The following is a 21,942-nucleotide window of genomic DNA, read 5'->3' as shown; positions in this document are numbered from 1 at the left end:
CCCACCGCACGAGGCCCCGGCCCCCGGATTCCGCTCCGGGGGCCGGGGCCTTCCCGTTTCGGCGGGCCGGGGGCTGGGCCGGGGCGGGGGCCGGGGCCTGGGGCCGGGGCAGGGAGCGCACCGGGTGGGGCGGCGGTGCGCGGCCCCAAGTACCCTGAGTCCGGCTGCACTTGTACGGACCATGGGACAGCTGGCGCTGCGGGGGACACGCATGTGGGGACGGGGCACGGTCCTGGGGGACCGGTACACGCTGACCGAGCGGATCGGCGGCGGCGGGATGGGCGAGGTGTGGCGGGCCGACGACGCCGTGCTCCGGCGGCAGGTCGCCGTCAAGGTCCTGCTCCCGGCGCTGCTCGACGACCCGGCGTTCGCGGCGCGGTTCCGCAGGGAGGCCACGGTCCTCGCCTCGCTCAGCCACCCCGGCATCGTCGACGTCCACGACTACGGCGAGAGCCCGATCGAGTCCGGTGAGCAGGTCGCCTACATCGTCATGGAGCTCGTCGAGGGGCGGCCCCTGAACGAGGTCCGGGCGCAGTCCGGTCCGCTGCCGCCCGAGCAGGCGCTCGACATCGCCGGGCAGGCCCTGGACGCGCTGCACGCGGCACACCTCCAGGGCGTGACGCACCGCGACATCAAGCCGTCGAACCTGATGCTGGGCCCCGACGGCCGGGTGACCGTGACGGACTTCGGCATCGCGCGCTCCAGTGCGGCCAGCACCGGTATCACCGACTCCCACGCCGTGCTCGGCACGGCCCTCTACATGGCCCCGGAGCAGGCCGAGGGGCTCGGGGCCATCGCGGCCTCCGACCTGTACTCCATGGGCGTGGTCGTCTACGAACTGCTCACCGGGGAGCCGCCGTTCACCGGCGAGTCCGTGGTCGAGATCGCGCTCAAGCACGTCCGGGAGCCCGCGCCCGCCCTTCCCGAGGCCCTGCCGGAGCCGGTGCGCGCGTTCGTGGCGCGGGCCCTGGCCAAGCGGCCCGAGGAGCGGTACGCCGACGCCTCGGTGATGGCCGCCGCGGCGCGCCGTGCGGCCGCCGGACGGCCGCTCGGCGAGCTGGACGCCCCGGCGGGGCCGGGCGTGGCCGGGCCGGCGGGGGCCGCCGCGGCGGACGGGGCGGGCGGGGCCGGTGCGGCGGACGGGGCGGGTGCGGCGGGGGCTTCCGGGCGGAGGAAGTGGTGGCAGCGGCTGGGCGTCCCCGAAGGGGTCGTCGTGCCGGTCGCCGTCTCGGTGTGCGTGACGGCGACGGTGGCCGTCACCGTCTTCCAGATCGCCCCGTGGGCGAAGGAGGCCGACGCGGCGGGCGCCGGCGGCCGGCCCTCCCCGTCGGTGGCCGCACCCGCGGCTTCCGGCGGCGCCGGCCAGGTGCCCGGGGCCTCCGCCACCCCGGGCGCTGCGCAGGGCACCCCGTCCGCCCCCTCGGCCCCCGGGCCCGGCCAGGATCCCGCAGCCGCGCAGGGCGGCGCCGTGGGCGGCCCCGCGCCGGGCGGACCCGGGGGCGGCGGCACCCCGGGCGGCGGTGCCGCCGGCGGGGGCGGCACCACGAACCCCTCCGGGGGAGGCGGCACGCCGTCGGGCGGCGGCACCCCCTCCGGCGGCGGGCAGCAGGGCGGCGGCGGCACCCCGGGCGGCGCGGGCGGCGGCTCCGGGTCCGCCCCGCCCGCCGGATGCGGCGCCGGCGTGTGGGGCGCGATCACCAACGTGGGGGACGGGCTCAAGGTCGGCCTGGCGTCGAACAGCACCGCCGCCGGGACCAAGGTGGTGATGGGCGGGACCACGGCGCTGGGCTGGGTGTACGAGCGGAGCAACTACGAGTCCTTCCGCGCCTGCTCCCCGAGCGGCCCGTACCTCGGCCGGGCGCTGACGCAGTTCGGCGACACGGTGCGCGCCGAGCTCGGCGGCGGCGGAGGCGTGTGGTGGAACCTGGAGCGGGTTGCCGGGACCGGCGCCTACCTCATCAAGGACATCGCCTTCCAGGGCGGCTGCCTGACCGACAACGGCCCCGGGCAGCAGCTGACGGTGGTCGCCTGCGTCTCCGGCAGCAAGGCCCAGCAGTGGCGGGTGCCGTGAGGCGCCGCCGGGTTGCCGTGCGGTGAGGCGCCGCCGGTTGCGGTGATGCGGGTGACGCGCCGTTGCGGGGGCTCTGCCCCCGAGCCCCCGCGCCTCAAACGCCGGCGGGGCTGGAGCGGCGCCGCGAGCGCCGGCGGGGCTGGAGCGGCGCCGCGAGCGCCGGCGGGGCTGGTGCGGCGCCGCGAGCGTTGGGCTTGGATGGGCGGGGGCGTCAGGTGCCGCGGGTGTAGGACTCGTACGCGTCGCAGACCTCCTTGGACGGGCCGTCCATGCGGAGGGTGCCCGACTCCAGCCAGATCGCCCGGTCGCAGGTCTCGCGGACCGTGCCGAGGCTGTGGCTGACCAGGAAGACCGTGCCGGCCCGTGCGCGCAGTTCCTCGATGCGGGCCTGGCTGCGGCGCTGGAAGGCCGCGTCACCGGTGGCGAGGGCCTCGTCGATCATCAGGACCTCGTGGTCCTTCGCCGCGGCGATGGAGAAGCGCAGCCGGGCCCCCATGCCCGAGGAGTACGTGCGCATCGGCAGGGAGATGAAGTCGCCCTTCTCGTTGATGCCGGAGAAGTCGACGATGTCCTGGTAGCGCTCGCGGATCTGCCGTCTGCTCATTCCCATGGCCAGACCGCCGAGGATGACGTTGCGCTCGCCGGTCAGATCGTTCATCAGGGCGGCGTTGACCCCGAGCAGCGACGGCTGGCCCTGGGAGTAGACCTTGCCGCGGGCGACCGGCTGCAGGCCCGCGATGGCCGCCAGCAGGGTGGACTTGCCCGAGCCGTTGGTGCCGATGAGGCCGATGGCCTCGCCCTTGTACGCGGTGAAGGAGACCCCGCGCACGGCGTGCACCTCCCGCACGCCCGGCGCCGGCTTGCGGGAGACGATCCGGCTGAGCGCGGCGGTGGCGCCGCCCTTGCGGCCGCCGGAATGGACCTTGTAGACGACGTGCACGTCGTCGGCGATGACCGTCGGGACGCGGGCGGCGGTTGCGGTGGGGTCAGCCACGGCCGTACTCCTCTTCTGCCTTCCAGAACCAGACGAACCCGCCGACGCCGGCGAGCAGGGCCCAGCCGACGGCGATCGCCCACACGTGGGGCGGCAGGGCGTGCGCGTGGAAGCTGTCGATCAGGGCGTAGCGCATGAGGTCGATGTAGACGGCCGCCGGGTTGGTCTTCAGGGCGAGGACCACCCAGTGCGGCACCTGGTCCTGGCTCAGCATCCCGTCGATGGACCACATCACGCCGGAGGAGTACATCCAGGTGCGCAGGACGAACGGCATCAGCTGGCTGACGTCCGGGCTCTTGCTGCCGATGCGGGCCATGACCATGGCGCAGCCCGCGCAGAAGACGGCCGTGAGGAAGAGGACGGGGAGAGCCAGCAGCCAGGACGGGGAGGGCAGTTGGCCGAAGGCCAGCAGGAGCAGGACCAGCGCGCCCATGGTGACCAGCAGCTGCTGGAAGAGCTGGACCACGGAGGCGAGGGGCAGGCTGGCGCGCGGGAAGTGCAGGGCGCGGACCAGGCCGAGGTTGCTGTGGACGGCGCGGGTGCCGGCGTTGACCGAGCTGCCGATGAAGTCCCAGACGAAGATGCCGGTGATCAGGAACGGCAGGTAGTCGGGCACGCCGTGGCTGGCGTGCATGACGATCCCGAAGATGAAGTAGTAGACGGCGGCGTTCAGCAGCGGGGTGGCCAGGTGCCAGACCTGGCCCAGCTTCGCCGTGCTGTACGTGGCCTGCATCCGGGCGGTGGCGTACGCGGTCACGAAGTGGCGGCGCTCCCACAGGCCGCGCACGTAGGCCGGCAGCGGGGGGCGGGCGCCGCTGACCGTCAGGCCGTGGGCGGCCGCCAGTTCGGCGGGGGTGGGGCGGGCGGGCGCCGTTGCGGGAGCCAGGGTCGGTGGGGTCACAGGGGCCGCTTTCGACGGGGTCGGGCGTCGGGGGGCGATGGGACGGAACCGTATCGTCGCTACGGCGAGGTTAGGGCCCACTGCGACGGAACGCAACCGTATCGTCGTGACGGATTGGGGTCGGCGTGCGCGGCTATGCTCTGTCCATGACCACGGACGCCTCCACTCCCGACGACGCCCCCGCCGCCGACCCGGCCCCCGCCCGCCGCGCCCCCGCCGGGGCCGCCGTGCTGCGCGAGGACGTGACCGCGGCGATCCGGTCCGCGGTGCTGGACGAGCTGGCCGCGGTCGGGTTCTCGCGGATGTCCATCGAGGGGATCGCCCGGCGCGCCGGCGTCGGCAAGACCGCCGTCTACCGGCGCTGGAAGTCCAAGCTGCACCTGGTCCTGGACCTGGTGCAGGCCTTCGCGGCGGACGGCCTGCCCGTGCCCGCGACCGGCTCCCTCCACGGGGACGTACGGGCCCTGCTGGAGGTGATGTCGCACCTGCTGCGCCACCCGGTGGCCTCCGCGGTCATCCCCGACCTGCTCGTGGAGGCGGCCCGCAACCCCGAGCTCGGGGACGCCGTGCGCGGCGCCCTGCTCGACGGCGAGCTGCGGATGGCGCAGGGCATCGTCGCGGACGCCGTGGCGCGCGGCGAGCTGCCCCCGGGCACCGACCCCGGCCGGGCGCTGGACCTGGCGATCGGCCCCTTGTACTGGCGGCAGGTGGTGGTGCGCGACGAAGCCCCGCCGGCCTACCTCGACGAACTGGCCGAAGCCGTGGTGGCGGGCCTGACGTCCGCCCGCGGCTGAGCCCACGCGTTTGCGACGGGTCGTAGGAGCGGAACTGGATCCGCCGGAGAGAACAAGGGAAGAGCAGAAAGAGAAGAGAGACCAGAGGGACGGGAAGGACGGTCAGAGGAACAGATCGGCCAGCCTGTCGTAGTAGCGCATGCGCGCGGAAACAGAGCTGCGGGCCGCGGACAGGTAGTCCTGGGCCAGCGAGGGGTCGTGTGCGATCAGCTCGGAGGCTATGTGCGCGATCAGAGCCGAATGCTCGGTGTCCTCGTCGATGTTGGCGTTCAGGAATTCACCGTGCTCGACCTCGGGCGCCGCGCTTTCGAATGCCCTTTTGACGGCGCCGTATTCCGGGACGAGCATCTGCTCGTTGCCCACGCCCAGCGCCCCGAGGGCCGCCACCGGGGAGCCCATCGCGGACGCCAGGTCCCGCAGGAAGTCGTAGGTCGGTTCCGCGGGCGTCACGGAGTCGGGCGCGATCCCCATGCTGTGCGCCAGGCGGTGCAGCAGCCAGGGGTGGGAGGCCCGTGCGACGCCGTCCTTCACGCCTCCGTGCTCCCCATGGAGGACCAGGTTGAAACGGGCCCGCTGGTGGACGTTGACCAGCGCGCTGCCGGTCAGGCTGAGGAGCTGCGCGAAGACCCCGGTGACGAACAGCTCCTGCGACACCCAGAACTCCAGCGCGGGCCGCGATCCCGCCGCGATCTCGAAGAACCGGTGCCGCTCCACCCCGCTCTCGGGGACCAGCCGGCTCGCCTCCTCCACCACCGGATGCAGGGGGACGGCCTCGGCGGGCAGGAAACGTGCACCGTACTGCCATTGGACGAAGTTCGATTCGACGAGCCTGCCGGCTAACTCCGCGTTCCAGGGAGCGGTCAACGCCATGACGAGAACACCTCTTCCGTGTGGGGACGCCCGACGGTCGATCACAGGGCAAGGCGCTCCCATAGTGGCGCAGAAGCAGACGCTCCGCTGGCGTATTAACCGGAAGGGCAGACGGCCCGGCTAGGGCCACAGCCCGGGAGTGGTCAGCGGGGCCAGCGTGGGCCCAGGGGCGAGGGGAGATCCGCCCGCCGGCCCCGTCGCCGAACCCGCAGCCGGCGCCGGCCGCCGCTCGTGCAGCGGAACCACCGGCGGAACCAGCGACGGCTGTCCCAGGAAGACGCGGCGCACCACCCGCTCCGCCGCGAGCCCGTCGTCGTGGGTGCAGAACCGCGCCCGGAACGCCGCCCGCAGCTGCGCCGAGCGCGAGCCCCGCCAGTGCCCGGTGGCGAAGATGTCCACCAGCTCGTCCTCGGTCCGGGCGATCGCGCCCGGCGGACACGAGCGCAGGTCGAAGTAGGTGCCGCGGGCCGCCTCGTACGCCTCCCAGTCGTCCGCGTGGATCACCATCGGCCGGTCCAGCGCCGCGTAGTCGAACATCAGCGAGGAGTAGTCCGTCACCAACGCGTCCGACGCCAGGCAGAGTTCCTCCACCGAGGGGTGCGCGGAGACGTCGATCAACCGCGGGTGGCGCAGGACCGGCGCAGCCGCCCCCGGGGTGTCGGGGGCCTCCGCGTACGTCAGGTGCCGGCGCACCAGCAGCGTGAACCGGGGGCCGAGGTCCCGCAGCACCCGCTCGAAGTCCAGGTGCTCGGGCCGGCTGCGCCGGTAGTCGCGGTGGGTCGGCGCGTACAGGATCGCCGTCGAGCCGGCCGGGATGCCGAGGCGTTCGCGCAGCTCCGCCACGTCCTGCCCGGTGGCCCGGTGGAAGGCGTCGTTGCGCGGGTAGCCGTACTCCAGCGTCGTGTACGAGGCCGGCACCGCCCGCTCCCACACCAGGGTCGAGTGCCGGTTCGCGGACAGCAGGTAGTCCCACTGGTCCGCGCCGCGCAGCAGGCCCTCGAAATCCGCCGTGGGGGTGGCCGCCGGGCGGTCCTGGAGGTCCAGGCCGACCCGCTTGAGCGGGGTGCCGTGCTGGGTCTGGAGCAGGACCTGGCCCGGGCGCTTGACCAGGGACCGGTCGAAGTTGACGTTGGTCGTCAGGTACGTGGCCCGCGCCAGCGCCGTCCAGTACGCGGCCGAACCCGGCCGCAGCAGGGTCGTCTGCGGCGGCAGGGTCGCCGCGTGGCGGGGGTCGCAGATCCACGCCGTCCGCATCCCGGGCGCGAGCTCGCGCAGCTTGGCCTCGATCGCCGCCGGGTTGCAGGCGTAGCCGCCGTGCCAGTACGCGGAGAACACCGCCAGTTCCGGCCACAGCGGCAGCAGCCGCTGGATGCGGTAGTGCAGGCGCAGCGCGCTCTCGCGCAGCCCCCGCCCCAGCGACCGCGCGCCGCCGCCCGCCGCCAGGGCCGCCGCGCGCAGCACCGACAGGGTGCGGTAGGTGCGGCGCACGCCGAGCCGCATCAAGGCGTGCCGGATCCGGTCCGTGCGCGACAGCGGCAGCGGCAGCGGCAGCGGCGGCGAGCCGGCGGCCCGGTGCCGGCGCAGCAGCACCGAGGCCCGGGCGAAGAACTCCGCCCGGGCCGCGCGCGGCAGGCGGCGCGGGTCGGCGTACACGGCGCAGAAGTGCTCGGCCATCCGCCGGTGCACGGCCGGCCGCCACCGCTCCAGTTCCGGACGGGTGGCCAGGAAGCCGAAGACCCGCTCGTACTGGTCGAGGACGTCCAGGTGGCGGCGGCTGGTGGTGGTCAGGATCGAGCCGGTGCGCCGCTGCCGGTAGTGCACGCAGACCCGGTCCAGGACGGCGATCGACTCGGCGGCCAGCAGCGCCGGATACGTCCAGGGGGTGTCCTCGTACAGGCCGGTCGGGAAGGACAGGCCCTCGCGCTCGGCGTACTCGCGGCGGTAGGCCTTGTTCCACACCACCATCAGCATGCCCAGCAGGCAGGGGCGGTCGGCGAGCCGGAAGCTGGCCGGGCCGTCCTCCCTGAGGCGGTGCGCGAGCCGGTTGCGGACCAGCTCGCCGGTCCAGAAGGCGCGCGCGTAGTCGTAGACGAGGACGTCGGGGGAGCCGGTGTCCTTCAGCCGGTCGGAGATGGCCTGCAGGGCGCCGGGGGCGAGGGTGTCGTCGCCGTCGAGGAAGACCAGGTACTCGCCGGTGGCCCGGGCCAGGCCCGCGTTGCGGGCCGGGCCCAGGCCCAGGTTGTGTGCCAGGTGCACGGCCGTGACCCGGGGGTCGCGGGAGGCGTACTCGTCGATGATCGCCCCGCAGGCGTCCGGGGAGGCGTCGTCGACGGCGATCAGCTCCAGGTCCGGGCAGTCCTGCGAGAGGACCGAGTCCAAGGTCTCCTGGAGGTACGCCTGAACCTTGTACGCGGGCACGATGACGCTGAACCGGGGCACGGCACATCCAGGGGTCGGCGCGGGCACTTTGCCCAGGAACCCCCGGCGTGGCGATCGGGTTACGCCGCATGCGGCAAACGGGTTACACAGCGTCAGCGTCAGCGTCAGCGCTAGCGTCACTTCACCGCGCCGGCCATCACCCCCGTCGTGAACTGCCGCTGGAACGCGAAGAACACCACGAGCGGCACCACCATCGACAGGAACGCGCCCGGCGCGAGCACATCGATGTTGTTGCCGAACTGCCGGACCTGCTGCTGCAGGGCCACCGTGATCGGCGGGTGCGCCGAGTCCGCGAAGACCAGCGCCACCAGCATGTCGTTCCACACCCACAGGAACTGGAAGATGCCCAGCGAGGCGATCGCCGGCCCGCCCAGCGGCAGCACCACCCGCGCGAACAGCCGCAGTTCGCCCGCCCCGTCGAGGCGGGCCGCCTCCAGCAGCTCCCGCGGGATCTGCGCGAAGAAGTTGCGCAGCAGGAACACCGAGAACGGCAGCCCGAACGCGGTGTGGAACAGCACCACCCCGGCGGTCGTCTCGAACAGGCCGACCGCGCCGAACAGTTCCGAGACCGGGATCAGCGCCACCTGTACCGGCACCACCAGCAGGGCGACGACCACCAGGAACAGCCAGTCCCGGCCCGGGAAGTCCAGCCAGGCGAAGGCGTACCCGGCGAACGCGCCGAGGACGAGGACCAGCGCCGTCGCCGGCAGGGTGATGGCCACGGTGCTGAGCAGCGCACTCGTGATGGTGTGGTCGGCGAGCAGCCGCTCGTAGTTCCCGGTGGTCAGCCGGGCCGGGGCCGTCAGCGCCTGCCACCAGCCGCCCTCGCTCAACGCGCTCGGATCGAGGAAGGAGGAGACCAGCAGGCCGATCGTGGGCAGCAGCCAGAACAGGCCCGCGCAGACCAGGAAGACCCGCACGGCCCCGCCGGCCGCCTTCGCCGCAGCGGTGTGCACCCAGCTCATCGGCCCGCCTCCCGGCGCATCCGGCGGATGTTGTAGAGCATGACCGGCACCACGAGCACCAGCAGCAGCACCGCGATGGCGCTGCCGAGCCCCTGGTCGGCATCCGTGCCGAAGGAGGTCCGGTACAGCTGCAGGGCCAGCACGTTCGCATCGTCCTGCACCGAGCCCGGCGCGATCACGAAGACCAGGTCGAAGATCTTCATCACGTTGATGACGAGCGTCACCAGGACCACCGCCAGGACGGGCGCCAGCAGCGGCACCGTGACCCGGCGGAACACCTGCCACTCGTTCGCCCCGTCCACCCGCGCCGCCTCCAGCAGCTCCCGCGGCACCGCAGCCAGTCCCGCCCCGATCAGCACCATCGCGAACCCGGCCCACATCCACACGTACGCCCCGATGACCGAGGGGGTCACCAGGGCCGGGCCGAGCCACTCCACCCCCGCGTACGGCTCCTTGAAGTTCGACGCGGGCAGCCGCAGCAGCGCCCCGTCGGCCTTCGCGGACAGGGTGAAGGTGCCGTCCGCCCGGGTCGTCGCCGCATCGACCACCCGGCCGTCCTTGACCGCCTCCACGCGCATCCCGGCGAAGCCGGATTCCGCCGGGTCGACCGCGTTCGTACGGCCGCCGCCGCCCCGCGTGAAGTCCTGCCAGGCCGTGCCCGTGACCTTCCCCGGCTCCGCGGGCGCGGCCCTTGCCGTACGGGTCCCCTCGGGCAGGGCCTCCGGCGCCACCCCGACCAGCGGCAGCAGCACCGGCACCCCCGCCCGTACCGGCTCCCGGGTGGTGAAGCCGCCCGCGGCGGCGCCCTGCTCCGGGACCAGCGGCGAGTCCCGGCCCGGGCGGGCCTTGGGGAACGCCGAGGCCGGGGCGAAGGTGTCGTGGACGCCGACCCAGACCGCGTTGGCGACGCCGCGGTCGGGGTCGTGGTCGTAGACGAGGCGGAAGATGATGCCCGCCGCCAGCATCGAGATCGCCATCGGCATGAAGACCAGCAGCTTGAACGCCGTGCCCCAGCGCACCCTTTCCGTCAGCACCGCGAAGACCAGGCCCAGCGCGGTGGCCGTGGCCGGGGCCAGCACCACCCACAGCGCCGTGTTCTTCACGGCCGTGCGGATCGCGTCGTCGCGCAGGATCTGCGCGTAGTTGTCCGCTCCGACGAAGGTGTCGCCGGAGCGGTCGAAGAAGCTGCGGTACAGCGAGTACCCGATCGGGTGCACGACGAGGGCGCCCAGCAGCACCAGCGCCGGCAGGAGGAACGCCGCCGCGACCAGCCGGCGCCGCCGCTCCTGCCGGGCGCGCGGATCCGCAGCGGCGGCCGGGCGCGCGGCCGCCGCCGTACCGGTGCCCCTACCGGCCGTGGCTGCCACGGCTCAGTTCCCGTACGCCTTGGCCGCGTCCGCCTCCAGTCTGGCCTGCGTGCCCGCCACGTCCCCCGGGTTCGCCAGGAAGTCCTGGAGCGCCTTCCACTCGCCCGCGCCCGGGGTGCCGCCGAAGGCCGCCGGGGCCTGGTCGGACATGTCGAAGCGGAAGTCGTCGCCCGCCTTGATCAGCGCCTGCGCGATGCGGCCCTGGATCTCGTTGGGGTAAGCGTCCGGGCCCACCGCCTTGTTGGGGGAGAGGAAGCCGCCCGCACGGGCCTGGATCCGCGCCGCGTCCGGCGACGCCAGGAACGTCAGCAGCGCCTGCGCGCCCTTCGACGGCTTCAGCGCGACCGCCACGTCGCCGCCCGACACCACCGGCTCCTTCTCGCCGACCGCCGGGAACGGGAACACCAGCGCGTCCTTGCCGATCTCCGCCTTGGTCTGCGCGATGTTCACCGCCACGAAGTCGCCCTCGAAGACCATCGCCGCCGCCGGCCGGTCGCCGCCGGTGAACGTCTGCGTCACCGACTTGGGGAACTCGGTCGCCAGCGCCCCGCTCGGGCCGCCCGCCAGGAAGTCCTTGCGGGACAGCAGCTCCCCGAAGGTGGTCAGCGCCTGCCGGACGCTGTCGTCCGTCCACTTGATCTGGTGCTTCGCCAACTGGTCGTACTTCTGCGGGCCGGCCTGCGAGAGGTAGATGTTCTCGAACCAGTCGGTGAGCGTCCAGCCGTCCGCACCGGCCACCGAGAACGCCGGGGTGCCCGACGCGGACAGGGTGTCGGCCGCGGTCAGCAACTCCTTCCAGGTCTTCGGCGGCTGCACGCCGGCCGCCTCGAAGGCCTTGGCGTTGTACCAGATCAGCGACTTGTTGGCCGCCTTGTAGTACACCCCGTACTGGGTCCCGTCGACCGCGCCCAGCTTCTTCCAGCCGTCCGAGTAGTTCTTGTCGAGCTGCGCCCGGGCCTCGGGGCCCACCGGCTGCGCCCACTTGTTCTGCACCGCCGCGGTCAGCGCGCCGACCTGCGGCAGCAGCGCCACGTCCGGGGGCTGGCCGCCCGCGATCTTCGTACCGAGGAAGGTCACGATCGGGTCCTGCGCCGGGACGAACGTGACGGTGGCCCCCGTCCGCTTCTCGAACTCCCTCAGCACCTTGGTGAAGTTCGCCTGCTCCGGCCCCGTCCAGACCGCCGCGACCTCCAGCTTCTCCCCGTCCAGCCGGGGTAAGGCCACCGACTGCGCGTCGGAGGCGCCGGAGGTCGGCGGGCTGCCCTTCGTGCCGTTGCCGCCGCCGTCCCCGCACGCGCTCAGCGCGAGGACGCCCGCGGCCGCCAGCGCCGCCCAGGCGGCGGGGCCCCCGCCCCTGTGCCGGCTCCCCTTCCTGCGGTTCTTCGATCGGCTCGCTTCGGGCCTGCTGCGCATGGCTCTGCCCCCGATTCCCGTGGTGTGACCTGACCCACAGGTCTACGCCGAGCCGCGCACCCCCGCAATACCGCCTCGCCGGGCCGCACCGCCCCCGCGGCGGCGCGGCGGGCGCCGGGCCCGGCTGCGTCAGGGCGCCGCCGGGAACGGCACGGGTATCGCCGAGACCAGGTGCGAGGCGCGGTCCAGTGCGCTGGCCAGCAGGGCCAGGTCCGTCGGGCCGTTGCCGAGCTCGCGCACCGGGCGGCGGGCCGGCGGATCACCCATCCGGTCCCACTCCAACGGCACCACCGTCGGCCGCAGGGTCGCCGTCCGCGGGATCCGCCCGGTCACCCGCCCGCCCTGGAACGGGACCGTCCGCCCGTCGGCGAAGCAGAGCCGGCCGCGGCCGGGGCCCGGCTGGTCCGGGGCGTCCAGCTCGACGCGCAGCGGGCCCGAGCGGGCCAGCTCGGTGTCGGCCGTACGGTCGGGGCGGGCGCTCGCGGCCACCAGGTGCACCCCGAGCCGGGCCCCGTCGCGGGCCACCGCCTCCAGTGCACGCACCACCGAGCCGGCGGCGGGGCGGCCCGCGCTGCCCAACGCGGGCGCGACCAGGGCGTCGTAGTCGTCGACCAGCACCACCAGGCGCGGCAGCGGGCTCGGCCCGGCGGCCGGCTCGGTGCGCACGGCGGAGGCGCGCAGCCGCAGGGTTCCGGTGCGCGGCGGATCGAGCTCGCCGCCGCCGAGGTGTTCGCCGGAGGCGGGCGGGCGCGGCGCCGCCATCCGGTCGGACCGGGCGCCCTGCGCGTGCCAGTCGGCGAAGGCCGTCCCCTCCAGCAGCTCCGCCCGCCGCTTGAGCTCGGCACCGAGGGCCTGCGCGAACTCCCGCATGCGCACGGGGTCCGAGGCCACCAGGTGGGCGGCCACGTGCGGCAGCTCGGCGGCGGGCAGCAGCCCGTCGCCCCGCTCGCCGCCCGCGCCGTCGAGCAGGACCAGGCCCAGCCGGTCGGGCCGGGCCGCGGCCGCCAGCGAGGCCGCGATCGCGCGCAGCAGCTCGGTGCGGCCGCTGCCCGCCGGGCCCTCGACGAGCAGGTGCGGGCCGTCGTGGACCAGTTCGGCCCCGACCGGGCCGCCGCGCCCGCTGCCGAGGACGAGCTCGACGAGCCCGCCGACGGCCCGGCTCTCGTCCGTGGCGGCCGCCCAGCGGGCCATCAGCGACGCCGGCGTGGCCCGGGCCAGCCCGAGCTCGTCCAGGAGCCGGGCCGTGGCCGGCAGCGCGGCGGCCGACCGCTGCGGGCCCCCCGCGGGCTCGGCCCGCAGCGGGGCCAGGGCCCGGGCGAACCGCTCGGCCCAGGCCGCGGAGACCGCGTCCGCGGTGGCGGTGGTGCCGGGCGTCACCGGGCGCCCGCCGGTCACGGCGAAGGTGCGCACGGTCGTGGCGACCTCCCCGCTCAGCAGGGCGGCCGCCCCGCAGTCCCGGAAGGCGGGGGTGGCCGCGGCGGCGGCCTCGTAGGTCTCGGTGAGCGGGGAGGCGGGCGTGGCCGCGGCCGTCTCGGCCAGGACCAGGAGGTGGATCCCGGCCGCCGCACCGTGCGAGGCGAGCCGGCCGGTCAGCTCGCGCAGCGCCGCCGTGCCCGGATCGCCGTCCAGCACCAGGAGCGTGTACGGGCCCCGGTGCGCGGCGGCGGCCTCGCGGACCGCCCCGCGGTCGGCGCCCGCCCAGGGGGCGCCGAGGGGGCCCTCCTCCAGGCGGCGGGTCAGCTCCCCGGCCCGGGCGGCCGCCTGCTCGGTGTCGTACGCCAGCAGCAGCCGGCAGTCCTGGCCGTGCGCGGGCCGCACGTGCGGCAGCCAGCCGAGCCAGGCCCAGTCCTCGCGGCGCTGCTCGACGGGGCGGGCCCGGTCGCTGCTGATGAGGACGATCTCCAGCTGGGCCGGCGCGTGCAGGGCGGCGAGCTGGGCGACCACGGACCGGGCGACCCCGGCCAGGCGGGGGCGCGGGCCGGCGATGCCGAGCGCGCCGACGTCCTGGAGCGCGACGCGGCTGCCGGCGCCGAGTCCGACCTCGAGCCGGCCGGGCTCGCGGGACCACAGCCGGGGGGTCGGCCCGAGGGCGGCCAGCAGCAGCGCCGCCGGATCGTCCACGTCGGGCACGGCGGCCACCGGACCGCCGCCCGGGAGCTCCTCCTCCGCCCCGGTCTCGCCCCGGACCCACCGCCGGGCCCAGGCCCCGAACCCGCCCCGCCGCCGGATGCCGCCGGCCCGGCCCTGCGGCCGGTCTGCGGCCGAGGGCGGCTCCGCGGGGCCGACGGCATCGGCGGCCGCACCGCCGGGGCCGTGGCCGCCGTGGCCGCCGGAGCCGTGCTCGCCGGGGCCGTGCCCGCCCGCGCCGTGGCCGCCGGCGAGGGGGCCGGCCGCTGCGGCGCCGCTCGGACCGGGTGCGGCGGCTCCGGCCGCGCCGAGCCCGCCCGCGGCGGCCCACACCGCGCCGGAGAAGCCTCCGCCAGCGGCCGCTGCGGCCGAGCCGGGACCGGGCAGGGGGGCTCCCGCCGGGCCGTGCCCGCCCGCGGCGGCTCCCGACCGGCCGGGAGCGCCCGCGGCTCCGGCCGCGCCGGCCGCGTCCGGACCGCCGGTGGTGGAGCCGCCGTCCCCGGCGCCGCCGTCCCTGGGGCCGAAAACCTCTCCCGGTACGCCGCCGCCCGCGGCCGCGCCCTGCCGGGATCCGCCGCCGTGGCCCGCCGGACCGCCCCGCGCTCCGGCGATCCCGGCCCCCGCCGGCCGGGCCGCACCGGCCCGGTCCGCTTCGGCCGGCCCCCACGGGCCCGCGCCGGGGTGCGTCCCGGGGCGTGCGCCGGCTTCTGCGGCGCCCGAGGGCCCCGGCTGCACCGGGATGCCGAAGCCGGCCGGGCCGGCCAGGCCCGGGCGCGGGGCCGGGCCGGCGGGACCGGCGGGGCCCTGCGGGCGGGCGGGGGCGGGGGCCGCCGGGCGGGGCGCGGTGTCCGGCCGGGGGTGCGCCGGGAGGCAGAGGTGGCCCTCGTGGTCGGGGGCCGTCGGGAGGCGGCCCGGGGAGCCCGCGGCCAGCCGCAGCGTGGTCTCGCCGACGCGCAGCAGCGCGCCCGGGTCCAGGGCCACCGGCCGGGTGCCCACCTGCGTGCCGTCCACCGTCGTGCCGTTCGTGGACTCCAGGTCGGCCACCGCGACCCGCCCGTCCTCCCGTACGGTCACCGCGCAGTGCAGCCGGGACACGTCCGGGTCGTCCAGCGGGACGTCCGCGTCGGCGGAGCGGCCGATCCGGATCGCGCCCGGGTGCAGCAGGTGCACCCCGCCCGCGTCCGGCCCCGCGACCACGTGCAGTCGGGCCCCGGCGGCGGCGACCCCTTCGGCCGCGTCGGGCGCGGCGTCCGGCACGGGCCCGTGCAGCCCCAGCACCGCACCGTCGACGAGCGGCGGCTCCCCGAGCAGGGCGCGCTGCGGGTCGAGCCGCTCGGCCCCCGCGTACAGCACGACCGTGCCACCGGTGTCCGGGCCGCCGGCGGCGGCCGCCAGCCCGGAGGCCACCGCGGCCAGCGCGGTCCCCGGGGGCGCGGTGACGAGCACGTCACACCCGGCGGGCGCGGTCTGGTGGCCGCTGCGCGACCCGAGGACGGTCAGCCGGATCTGCATCGCCGTCAGCGGTCCCTTCTGCGCGGTGCGCAGTGCGTGCGCGCGGGCCCGGCTGGGTACGGAGGGGCAGGTGCCTGCCCGACCCCCCACCCGGCACGGCGCGTCGTCGTCCGGTCAGGTCTGCCCGGACGGCGGGGCTCCCGTCCCCGCCGTTCCGTACGTACGGGTGCATCCTCGCACCTGTCGCGGACAACACGCCCGGGACCCGCCAATAAATGATCTTGAATGGCCGAGGCCCGCGCAACGGGCGGTCACACCCGGACGCACACGTGCACGAAATCCCGCGGAGCAGCGAAAAAACGCCTGCGGCATAGGCCTCGAACATCACTCTTCGGACATATGTGCGGCAACCAACCTCCGGTACCCCGCGTCTTCCGCAGGGACACCCCCTAGAGTGGGCCGGAAAACACACCCAGCACCACGCACCACGAACCACGTGCACAGACGACAGCAGGGAGCGCGAGACGTGCGGCCAGTCGGCAGCAAATACCTGCTCGAGGAGCCGCTCGGGCGCGGCGCCACGGGCACCGTCTGGCGTGCCCGCCAGCGTGAGACCGCCGGCGCGGAGGCCGCCGTCGCGGGCCAGCCCGGCGAGACCGTGGCCATCAAGGTCCTCAAGGAGGAGCTGGCCCAGGACGCCGACATCGTCATGCGCTTCCTGCGCGAGCGCTCCGTCCTGCTGCGCCTGACGCACCCCAACATCGTCCGCACCCGCGACCTGGTCGTCGAGGGCGACCTCCTCGCCCTCGTCATGGACCTGATCGACGGCCCGGACCTGCACAAGTACATCCGGCAGAACGGCCCCTTCACCCCCGTCGCCGCGGCCCTGCTGACCGCCCAGATCGCGGACGCGCTCGCCGCCAGCCACGCCGACGGCGTGGTCCACCGCGACCTGAAGCCCGCCAACGTCCTGCTCGACGAGCGCGGCGGCCAGATGAAGCCGATGCTCACCGACTTCGGCATCGCCCGCCTCGCCGACTCCCCGGGCCTGACCCGCACCCACGAGTTCGTCGGCACCCCCGCCTACGTGGCCCCCGAGTCCGCCGAGGGCCGCCCGCAGACCTCCGCCGTCGACATCTACGGCGCCGGCATCCTGCTGTACGAACTGGTGACCGGCCGACCGCCGTTCGCCGGCGGCACCGCCCTGGAGGTGCTCCACCGCCACCTCAGCGAGGACCCGCAGCGCCCGCCGAACGTGCCCGAGCCGCTGTGGATCGTCATCGAGCGCTGCCTGCGCAAGGAGCCGACCGAGCGCCCCAGCGCCGAGAACCTGGCCCGCGGGCTGCGCGTCGTCGCCTCCGGCATCGGCGTGCACAGCGCTCCCGCCGAGGTCGAGGCCGCCCTCGGCGTCGGCGCCCTGCTCGCGCCCGACCCCTCCCCGGCGCCCGTCCCGGAGACCCCCGGCGCGGCCGACGCGTACGACCCGAACGCCATGACGAGCGTGCTCCCGCCGGTCGGCGCCGCCGACGCCACCACCGTGCTGCCGAGCACCGGCGCCCCGGGCGTCCCGGACGCCGACCCGACCTCCGTCATGCCGCCCGTGGAGCGGCCGGACCAGCCGCACCCCTGGCAATCGCAGATGCAGGCCGCGCGCGACCGCAACGAGCAGACGCAGATGCACTACCTCGACCCGGGCGAGGACCCCCTGCGCCGCCGGCCGCAGCGCCAGGCGCCCCCGTCGCCGCAGCAGCGGCCCCAGCAGCCGCAGCGCCCGCAGCAGCCCCCGCAGTACCGCCAGGGGCCGCCGCCGGCGTACCCGCCGCAGCAGCAGTACGCGCAGCCGTACCAGCAGCAGCCTCCGCAGCCGTACTACCCGCAGCCGCAGCAGGCGCCCCCGCCGCCGCAGCCCCAGCCGTACCAGCAGCAGCGGCCGGCCCCGCAGCAGCAGCCCCCGCAGGCCCCGCCGCCGCAGCCGCGGCCTCCGCGGGAGCCGCGCGAACCGCGCCGCCGCAGCGCCAACCCGGTCCGGATCCCGGGCCTCGGCTGCCTCAAGGGCTGCCTGGTGATGATCGTGCTGTTCTTCATCGCCGGCTGGCTCATCTGGGAGTTCACCCCGCTCCAGGAATGGGTCGGCACCGGGAAGAGCTGGTGGGACCAGGTGTGGACCTGGGGCGCCGACATCGTCGACTGGGTCGGCTCGATCGGCGACGCCGCCGGCGGGGGCGGCGGGAGCGGCGCCACCCCCTGACGGCACCGGAACCGGGCGCCCTCACCGGGCGCCCTCACCGGCGTCCGTCCGGCACCCCGGAACGCCGACTTCGTAGATTTGTCGACTTCCAGCACGTGATTTCGCCCGCAGAAGTGAAGGTCGCCGCGATCCATGACGTCCAACCCCCTCTCGGCCGCGTAGCTTTGGCCCAGTACGCCAGCCGCTGAGGGAGCAGTCGTGGCACGGAAAATCGGCAGCCGGTACACCGCGCACCAGATCCTGGGGCGCGGCAGCGCGGGCACGGTGTGGCTCGGCGAGGGGCCGGACGGGCCCGTCGCCGTCAAACTGCTGCGCGAGGACCTCGCGTCCGACCAGGAGCTGGTCGGACGCTTCGTCCAGGAGCGCAGCGCGCTGCTCGGCCTGGACCACCCGCACATCGTGTCCGTCCGCGACCTCGTCGTCGACGGCAACGACCTGGCCCTGGTCATGGACCTGGTGCGCGGTACGGACCTGCGCACGCGCCTGGACCGGGAGCGGCGGCTCGCCCCCGAGGCGGCCGTCGCGATCGTCGCCGACGTCGCGGACGCGCTGGCCGCGGCGCACGCGGCCGGGGTCGTGCACCGCGACGTCAAGCCGGAGAACGTCCTGCTCGACATGCAGGGCCCCCTCGGGCCGGGCGGGGCGCACCCCGCCCTGCTGACCGACTTCGGCGTGGCCAAGCTGATCGACTCGCCGCGGCGGGCCGGGGCGGTGGCCGGGGGCCCGGCCGGGGCGGGGCCCGGGGCCGGGGCCGGGCGGGCTTCCGCGCCCGCGACCCGGATCATCGGCACGCCGGACTACCTCGCCCCCGAGATCGTGGAGGGCCTGCCGCCGCGGGCCGCCGTCGACATATACGCCCTGGCCACGGTGCTGTACGAGCTCCTGGCCGGGTTCACGCCGTTCGGCGGCGGGCATCCGGGCGCGGTGTTGCGGCGGCACGTCACGGAGACCGTGGTCCCGCTCCCGGGCATCCCCGAAGAGCTGTGGCAGCTCATCGTGCAGTGCCTGGCGAAGGGGCCGGCCTCGCGGCTGCGGGCCTCCGAGCTGTCGGCCCGGCTGCGGGACCTGCTGCCGCTGCTGGCCGGCATGCCGCCGCTGGACGTGGACGAGCCGGACGATGCGGAGCCGGAGCCGGTGGAGGCCGGGGAGGCCCCGGCGGCCCCGGTCCGCCGCCGCGGCGCGATCCCGCTGGTGCCGGGCTCCGCAACGGACCCCAACCGGGACACCCACACCTCGATGCGGGTGCCGGCGCCGGACGAGCTGGCCGGGGGTGCGCTGGGCACCGCCCGCGTCCCGCGGCCGGCCGGAGGCCACCGTCCGGGCTCCGCCCGCCACCGCGCCGGCACGGTGCGGCGGCGCCGGCTGGCCCTGTCGGTGGGGGCGGCGGCCCTGGCCACGGGCCTGGCGGTGGGCGGCTGGCTGGCCGCCTCCGACGACCCCCCGGCCAAGACCCCGGGCCACTCGGCCCCCCCGAAGCGCTGACCGGCGCTCCGTACGCCGGGGGCTGCCCATGCCCCCGCTGCGCGGAGCCGTTCCCCCCCCGCCCCTTCGCGCGCCTCACACGCCGGCGGGGCTGATCAAGCCCGCGCGGCGTTTGAGCGCACCGGGCGCGGAGCGCACGGAACGGGGTCCGGGGCGTCAGCCCCGGTTTCGGGAAGGGGCGGGGTGGGGAAACGGCTCCGCGCAGCGGCAAGCGGCCGCGGCGGCCTCGGGGCCGTGGGTCAGGCCGCGACCAGTTCCGGGTGCCAGCGGCGGGCCACCGCCGGGTGGGCCCGGACCCAGCCCTTCAGCTCGTTGCGGCCGTACTCCGCGTGGAGCGGGTTGGAGGCGTCGTGCGCGACACCCGGCGCCGACTTCAGGTACTCGCCCGGCACGGTCTCCACCACCGCGTCCAGCCGCGGGTTGTAGAAGAACGGCACGGAGAACCGCTCCACCGCCCCCGGAGGGCTGACCACCCGGTGGTCGGTGGCCACCAGGTACCCCTCGGTGGCGATCTCCAGCAGCTCGCCGAGGTTGACCACGAACGCCCCCGGCATCGGCGGCACGTCCAGGTACCCGCCGTCCTTGACGACCTGCAGCCCTCCCACGGAGTCCTGCAGCAGCAGGGTCAGGAACCCGTAGTCCTTGTGCGCGCCGACCCCCTGGTCGGCGCCGGACGGAGCGGACCCGGGGTAGCGGATCAGCTTGGTGTGCAGGTGGGGCCGGTCCGCGAAGGCGGCGTCGAAGAAGTCGTGCGGGGCGCCGATGGAGGTCAGCAGCTCCTGCAGCAGCCGGTGGGCCACCCCGGCCAGCCGGGACTGCCAGTCCAGGACGACGGTCCGCAGCTCGGGCAGCGCCTCGGGCCACTGGTTCGGGCCTTCGAGCCACAGGTACGGCGGGTCGTCGGGCCCCACCACCGGCGCGGGCCGCTCGGCGCCGACGTCCAGCTGGTCGCGCCAGTCGGACGCCCCGCCGGTCAGCTCGTGGCCGATCCGGGTGTACCCGCGGAAATGGGGCGAGTTCAGGTTGCTGACGGCGAGCCTGTCGGCCTCCGGGAGGGCGAAGAAAGCCCTGGTCACGTCGAGTATGCGAGCACTCTCCGCATCGGTGATGCCGTGCCCGGTGAGGTGCAGGAAGCCGGTGTCCCGGGCTGCGGCGTGCAGCTGCTTCAGGAAATCGGCCCGCTGGGCCGGGTCGTCGGCCTGGGAGAGATCGATGACGGGGAGGGAGTGCGCGGACGGCATGACGGCTCCGTTTCGGATGTCACGGGGTCCTGTTCCCCGGAAGGTGTCGGGGCAGCGGAGGGGGAGGGCCGGCCGGCAGGGGTGGCGCCGGGGGCCGCGGGAGCCGCGTACAGGACCAAGTCGGATCGGGTGGATCAGGCTTGAGAACGGTCCGGCGGCAGACAGCTCGTCGTCGTGACACGCATGTGGTCCACATGGCGGCGCTTGACGAGGAGGAGAGTCATACCGTGAGCGTACGCCCGTATCGCCGTACATCAGAACGGGTGAACCGGCCTGGCCGGTCGGTGCCGCCCGCGGACCGGCTACGCTGGACCCGTGGCAGTCGTCGATGTTTCCGAAGAGCTGAAGTCCCTCTCCTCGACCATGGGGTCGATCGAGGCCGTCCTGGACCTCGACAAGCTGAGGGCAGACATTGCCGTGCTCGAGGAGCAGGCCGCGGCCCCGTCCCTGTGGGACGACCCGGAGGCAGCCCAGAAGATCACGAGCCGGCTTTCCCACCTCCAGGCGGAGGTCCGCAAGACCGAGGCGCTGCGCGGCCGCATCGACGACCTCGCCGTCCTCTTCGAGCTGGCCGAGGAGATGGACGACCCGGACACCCGCGCCGAGGCCGAGGCGGAGCTCGTCTCGGTCCGCAAGGCGCTGGACGAGATGGAGGTGCGCACCCTCCTGTCCGGCGAGTACGACGAGCGCGAGGCGCTGGTCAACATCCGTGCCGAGGCCGGCGGCGTGGACGCCTCCGACTTCGCCGAGCGCCTGCAGCGCATGTACCTGCGCTGGGCCGAGCGCCACGGGTACTCCACGGAGGTGTACGAGACCTCGTACGCGGAAGAAGCCGGCATCAAGTCGACGACCTTCGTCGTCAAGGCCCCGTACGCCTACGGCACCCTCTCGGTCGAGCAGGGCACCCACCGCCTCGTGCGCATCTCGCCCTTCGACAACCAGGGCCGCCGCCAGACCTCCTTCGCGGGTGTCGAGGTGCTCCCGGTCGTCGAGACCAGCGACCACGTCGAGATCGACGAGACCGAGCTGCGCGTCGACGTGTACCGCGCCTCCGGCCCCGGCGGCCAGGGCGTCAACACCACCGACTCGGCGGTGCGCATCACGCACATCCCGACCGGCATCGTGGTCTCCTGCCAGAACGAGCGCTCGCAGATCCAGAACAAGGCCAGCGCCATGAACGTCCTCCAGGCCAAGCTGCTGGAGCGGCGCCGCCAGGAGGAGCAGGCCAAGATGGACGCCCTCAAGGGCGACGGCGGCAACAGCTGGGGCAACCAGATGCGCTCCTACGTGCTGCACCCGTACCAGATGGTCAAGGACCTGCGCACCGAGTTCGAGGTCGGCAACCCGCAGTCCGTGCTGGACGGCGAGATCGACGGGTTCCTCGAGGCCGGCATCCGCTGGCGCAAGAAGCAGGAGCAGGAGGCGGCCGCCTGAGCGCGACCCCAGGCGTGACGTGACAGACGTGACATGACAGACGTGACGTGACAGGGCGGGGCCCGGAACACCTTCAGGTGTCCGGGCCCCGCCCTGTTGCCTTTGTCGTCCGCGTGTTTTGTGTCTCTGTGTGTCGTACGTCTC

The 21,942-nt window shown here is 75.1% G+C and carries 14 protein-coding genes; 5 read left to right on the top strand and 9 right to left on the bottom strand.

From position 1 onward, the window contains the following. Positions 1-181 precede the first annotated feature (181 nt). Positions 182-2,071, top strand: coding sequence for a protein kinase (locus tag AB0953_RS29325; protein WP_366862589.1), 1,890 nt, complete (start codon positions 182-184; stop codon positions 2,069-2,071). Between the two features lie 211 nt (positions 2,072-2,282). On the opposite strand, the gene AB0953_RS29320 is transcribed toward AB0953_RS29325, so the two are convergent. Further along, entirely contained in the window at positions 2,283-3,065 is a 783-nt protein-coding gene (locus tag AB0953_RS29320; RefSeq protein ID WP_366862588.1) for an ABC transporter ATP-binding protein, read from the bottom strand. Next, on the bottom strand, positions 3,058-3,966 hold the full coding sequence (locus AB0953_RS29315) for an ABC transporter permease (protein WP_366862587.1): 909 nt from the start codon (positions 3,964-3,966) through the stop codon (positions 3,058-3,060). The genes AB0953_RS29320 and AB0953_RS29315 overlap by 8 nt, the downstream gene beginning before the upstream one ends. Before the next feature lie 146 nt (positions 3,967-4,112). On the opposite strand from AB0953_RS29315, the gene AB0953_RS29310 reads away from it, so the two are divergent. Beyond that, positions 4,113-4,760, top strand: coding sequence for a TetR/AcrR family transcriptional regulator (locus AB0953_RS29310; protein WP_366862586.1), 648 nt, complete (start codon positions 4,113-4,115; stop codon positions 4,758-4,760). A gap of 102 nt (positions 4,761-4,862) precedes the next feature. Here AB0953_RS29310 and AB0953_RS29305 read toward each other — a convergent pair whose 3' ends face one another. The 6 genes from AB0953_RS29305 to AB0953_RS29280 form a co-directional block, all read right to left on the bottom strand. Beyond that, positions 4,863-5,630 carry an iron-containing redox enzyme family protein gene (locus tag AB0953_RS29305; RefSeq protein WP_366862585.1) on the bottom strand — a complete coding sequence of 256 codons (768 nt, stop codon included), beginning with the start codon at positions 5,628-5,630 and terminating at the stop codon, positions 4,863-4,865. Positions 5,631-5,750: 120 nt separating this feature from the next. Further along, positions 5,751-8,069: a bifunctional glycosyltransferase family 2 protein/CDP-glycerol:glycerophosphate glycerophosphotransferase gene (locus AB0953_RS29300; protein ID WP_366862584.1), complete on the bottom strand. Its 2,319-nt coding sequence runs from the start codon at positions 8,067-8,069 to the stop codon at positions 5,751-5,753. Positions 8,070-8,185: 116 nt separating this feature from the next. Further along, a complete protein-coding gene (locus tag AB0953_RS29295; protein WP_366862583.1) occupies positions 8,186-9,034 on the bottom strand; it encodes a carbohydrate ABC transporter permease in 849 nt (282 codons plus the stop codon). Then, a complete protein-coding gene (locus AB0953_RS29290; RefSeq protein WP_366862614.1) occupies positions 9,031-10,305 on the bottom strand; it encodes a sugar ABC transporter permease in 1,275 nt (424 codons plus the stop codon). Before AB0953_RS29290 ends, AB0953_RS29295 begins: the two co-directional genes overlap by 4 nt. Positions 10,306-10,404: 99 nt before the next feature. Further along, on the bottom strand, positions 10,405-11,814 hold the full coding sequence (locus AB0953_RS29285; RefSeq protein WP_366862582.1) for an ABC transporter substrate-binding protein: 1,410 nt from the start codon (positions 11,812-11,814) through the stop codon (positions 10,405-10,407). A gap of 129 nt (positions 11,815-11,943) precedes the next feature. Next, positions 11,944-15,453, bottom strand: coding sequence for an FtsK/SpoIIIE domain-containing protein (locus AB0953_RS29280; RefSeq protein ID WP_366862581.1), 3,510 nt, complete (start codon positions 15,451-15,453; stop codon positions 11,944-11,946). 466 nt (positions 15,454-15,919) lie between these two features. Between AB0953_RS29280 and AB0953_RS29275 the strand changes: the two genes are divergently transcribed. Beyond that, positions 15,920-17,641, top strand: a complete 1,722-nt coding sequence (locus AB0953_RS29275; protein WP_366862580.1) for a protein kinase — start codon at positions 15,920-15,922, stop codon at positions 17,639-17,641. A 198-nt stretch (positions 17,642-17,839) separates the two neighbouring features. Further along, on the top strand, positions 17,840-19,123 hold the full coding sequence (locus AB0953_RS29270) for a serine/threonine-protein kinase (RefSeq protein WP_366862579.1): 1,284 nt from the start codon (positions 17,840-17,842) through the stop codon (positions 19,121-19,123). A 239-nt stretch (positions 19,124-19,362) separates the two neighbouring features. On the opposite strand, the gene AB0953_RS29265 is transcribed toward AB0953_RS29270, so the two are convergent. Beyond that, on the bottom strand, positions 19,363-20,364 hold the full coding sequence (locus AB0953_RS29265; protein ID WP_366862578.1) for a 2-oxoglutarate and iron-dependent oxygenase domain-containing protein: 1,002 nt from the start codon (positions 20,362-20,364) through the stop codon (positions 19,363-19,365). 315 nt (positions 20,365-20,679) lie between these two features. On the opposite strand from AB0953_RS29265, the gene prfB reads away from it, so the two are divergent. Next, positions 20,680-21,798: a peptide chain release factor 2 gene (gene prfB / locus AB0953_RS29260; RefSeq protein WP_366862577.1), complete on the top strand. Its 1,119-nt coding sequence runs from the start codon at positions 20,680-20,682 to the stop codon at positions 21,796-21,798. Positions 21,799-21,942 lie beyond the last annotated feature (144 nt).

It is taken from the genome of Streptomyces sp. NPDC046866 (assembly GCF_040704625.1).
Classification (GTDB): Bacteria; Actinomycetota; Actinomycetes; order Streptomycetales; family Streptomycetaceae; genus Streptomyces.
The sequence above is the reverse complement of the archived record's forward strand: the minus strand, read 5'-3'. Positions and strand labels throughout refer to the sequence as shown.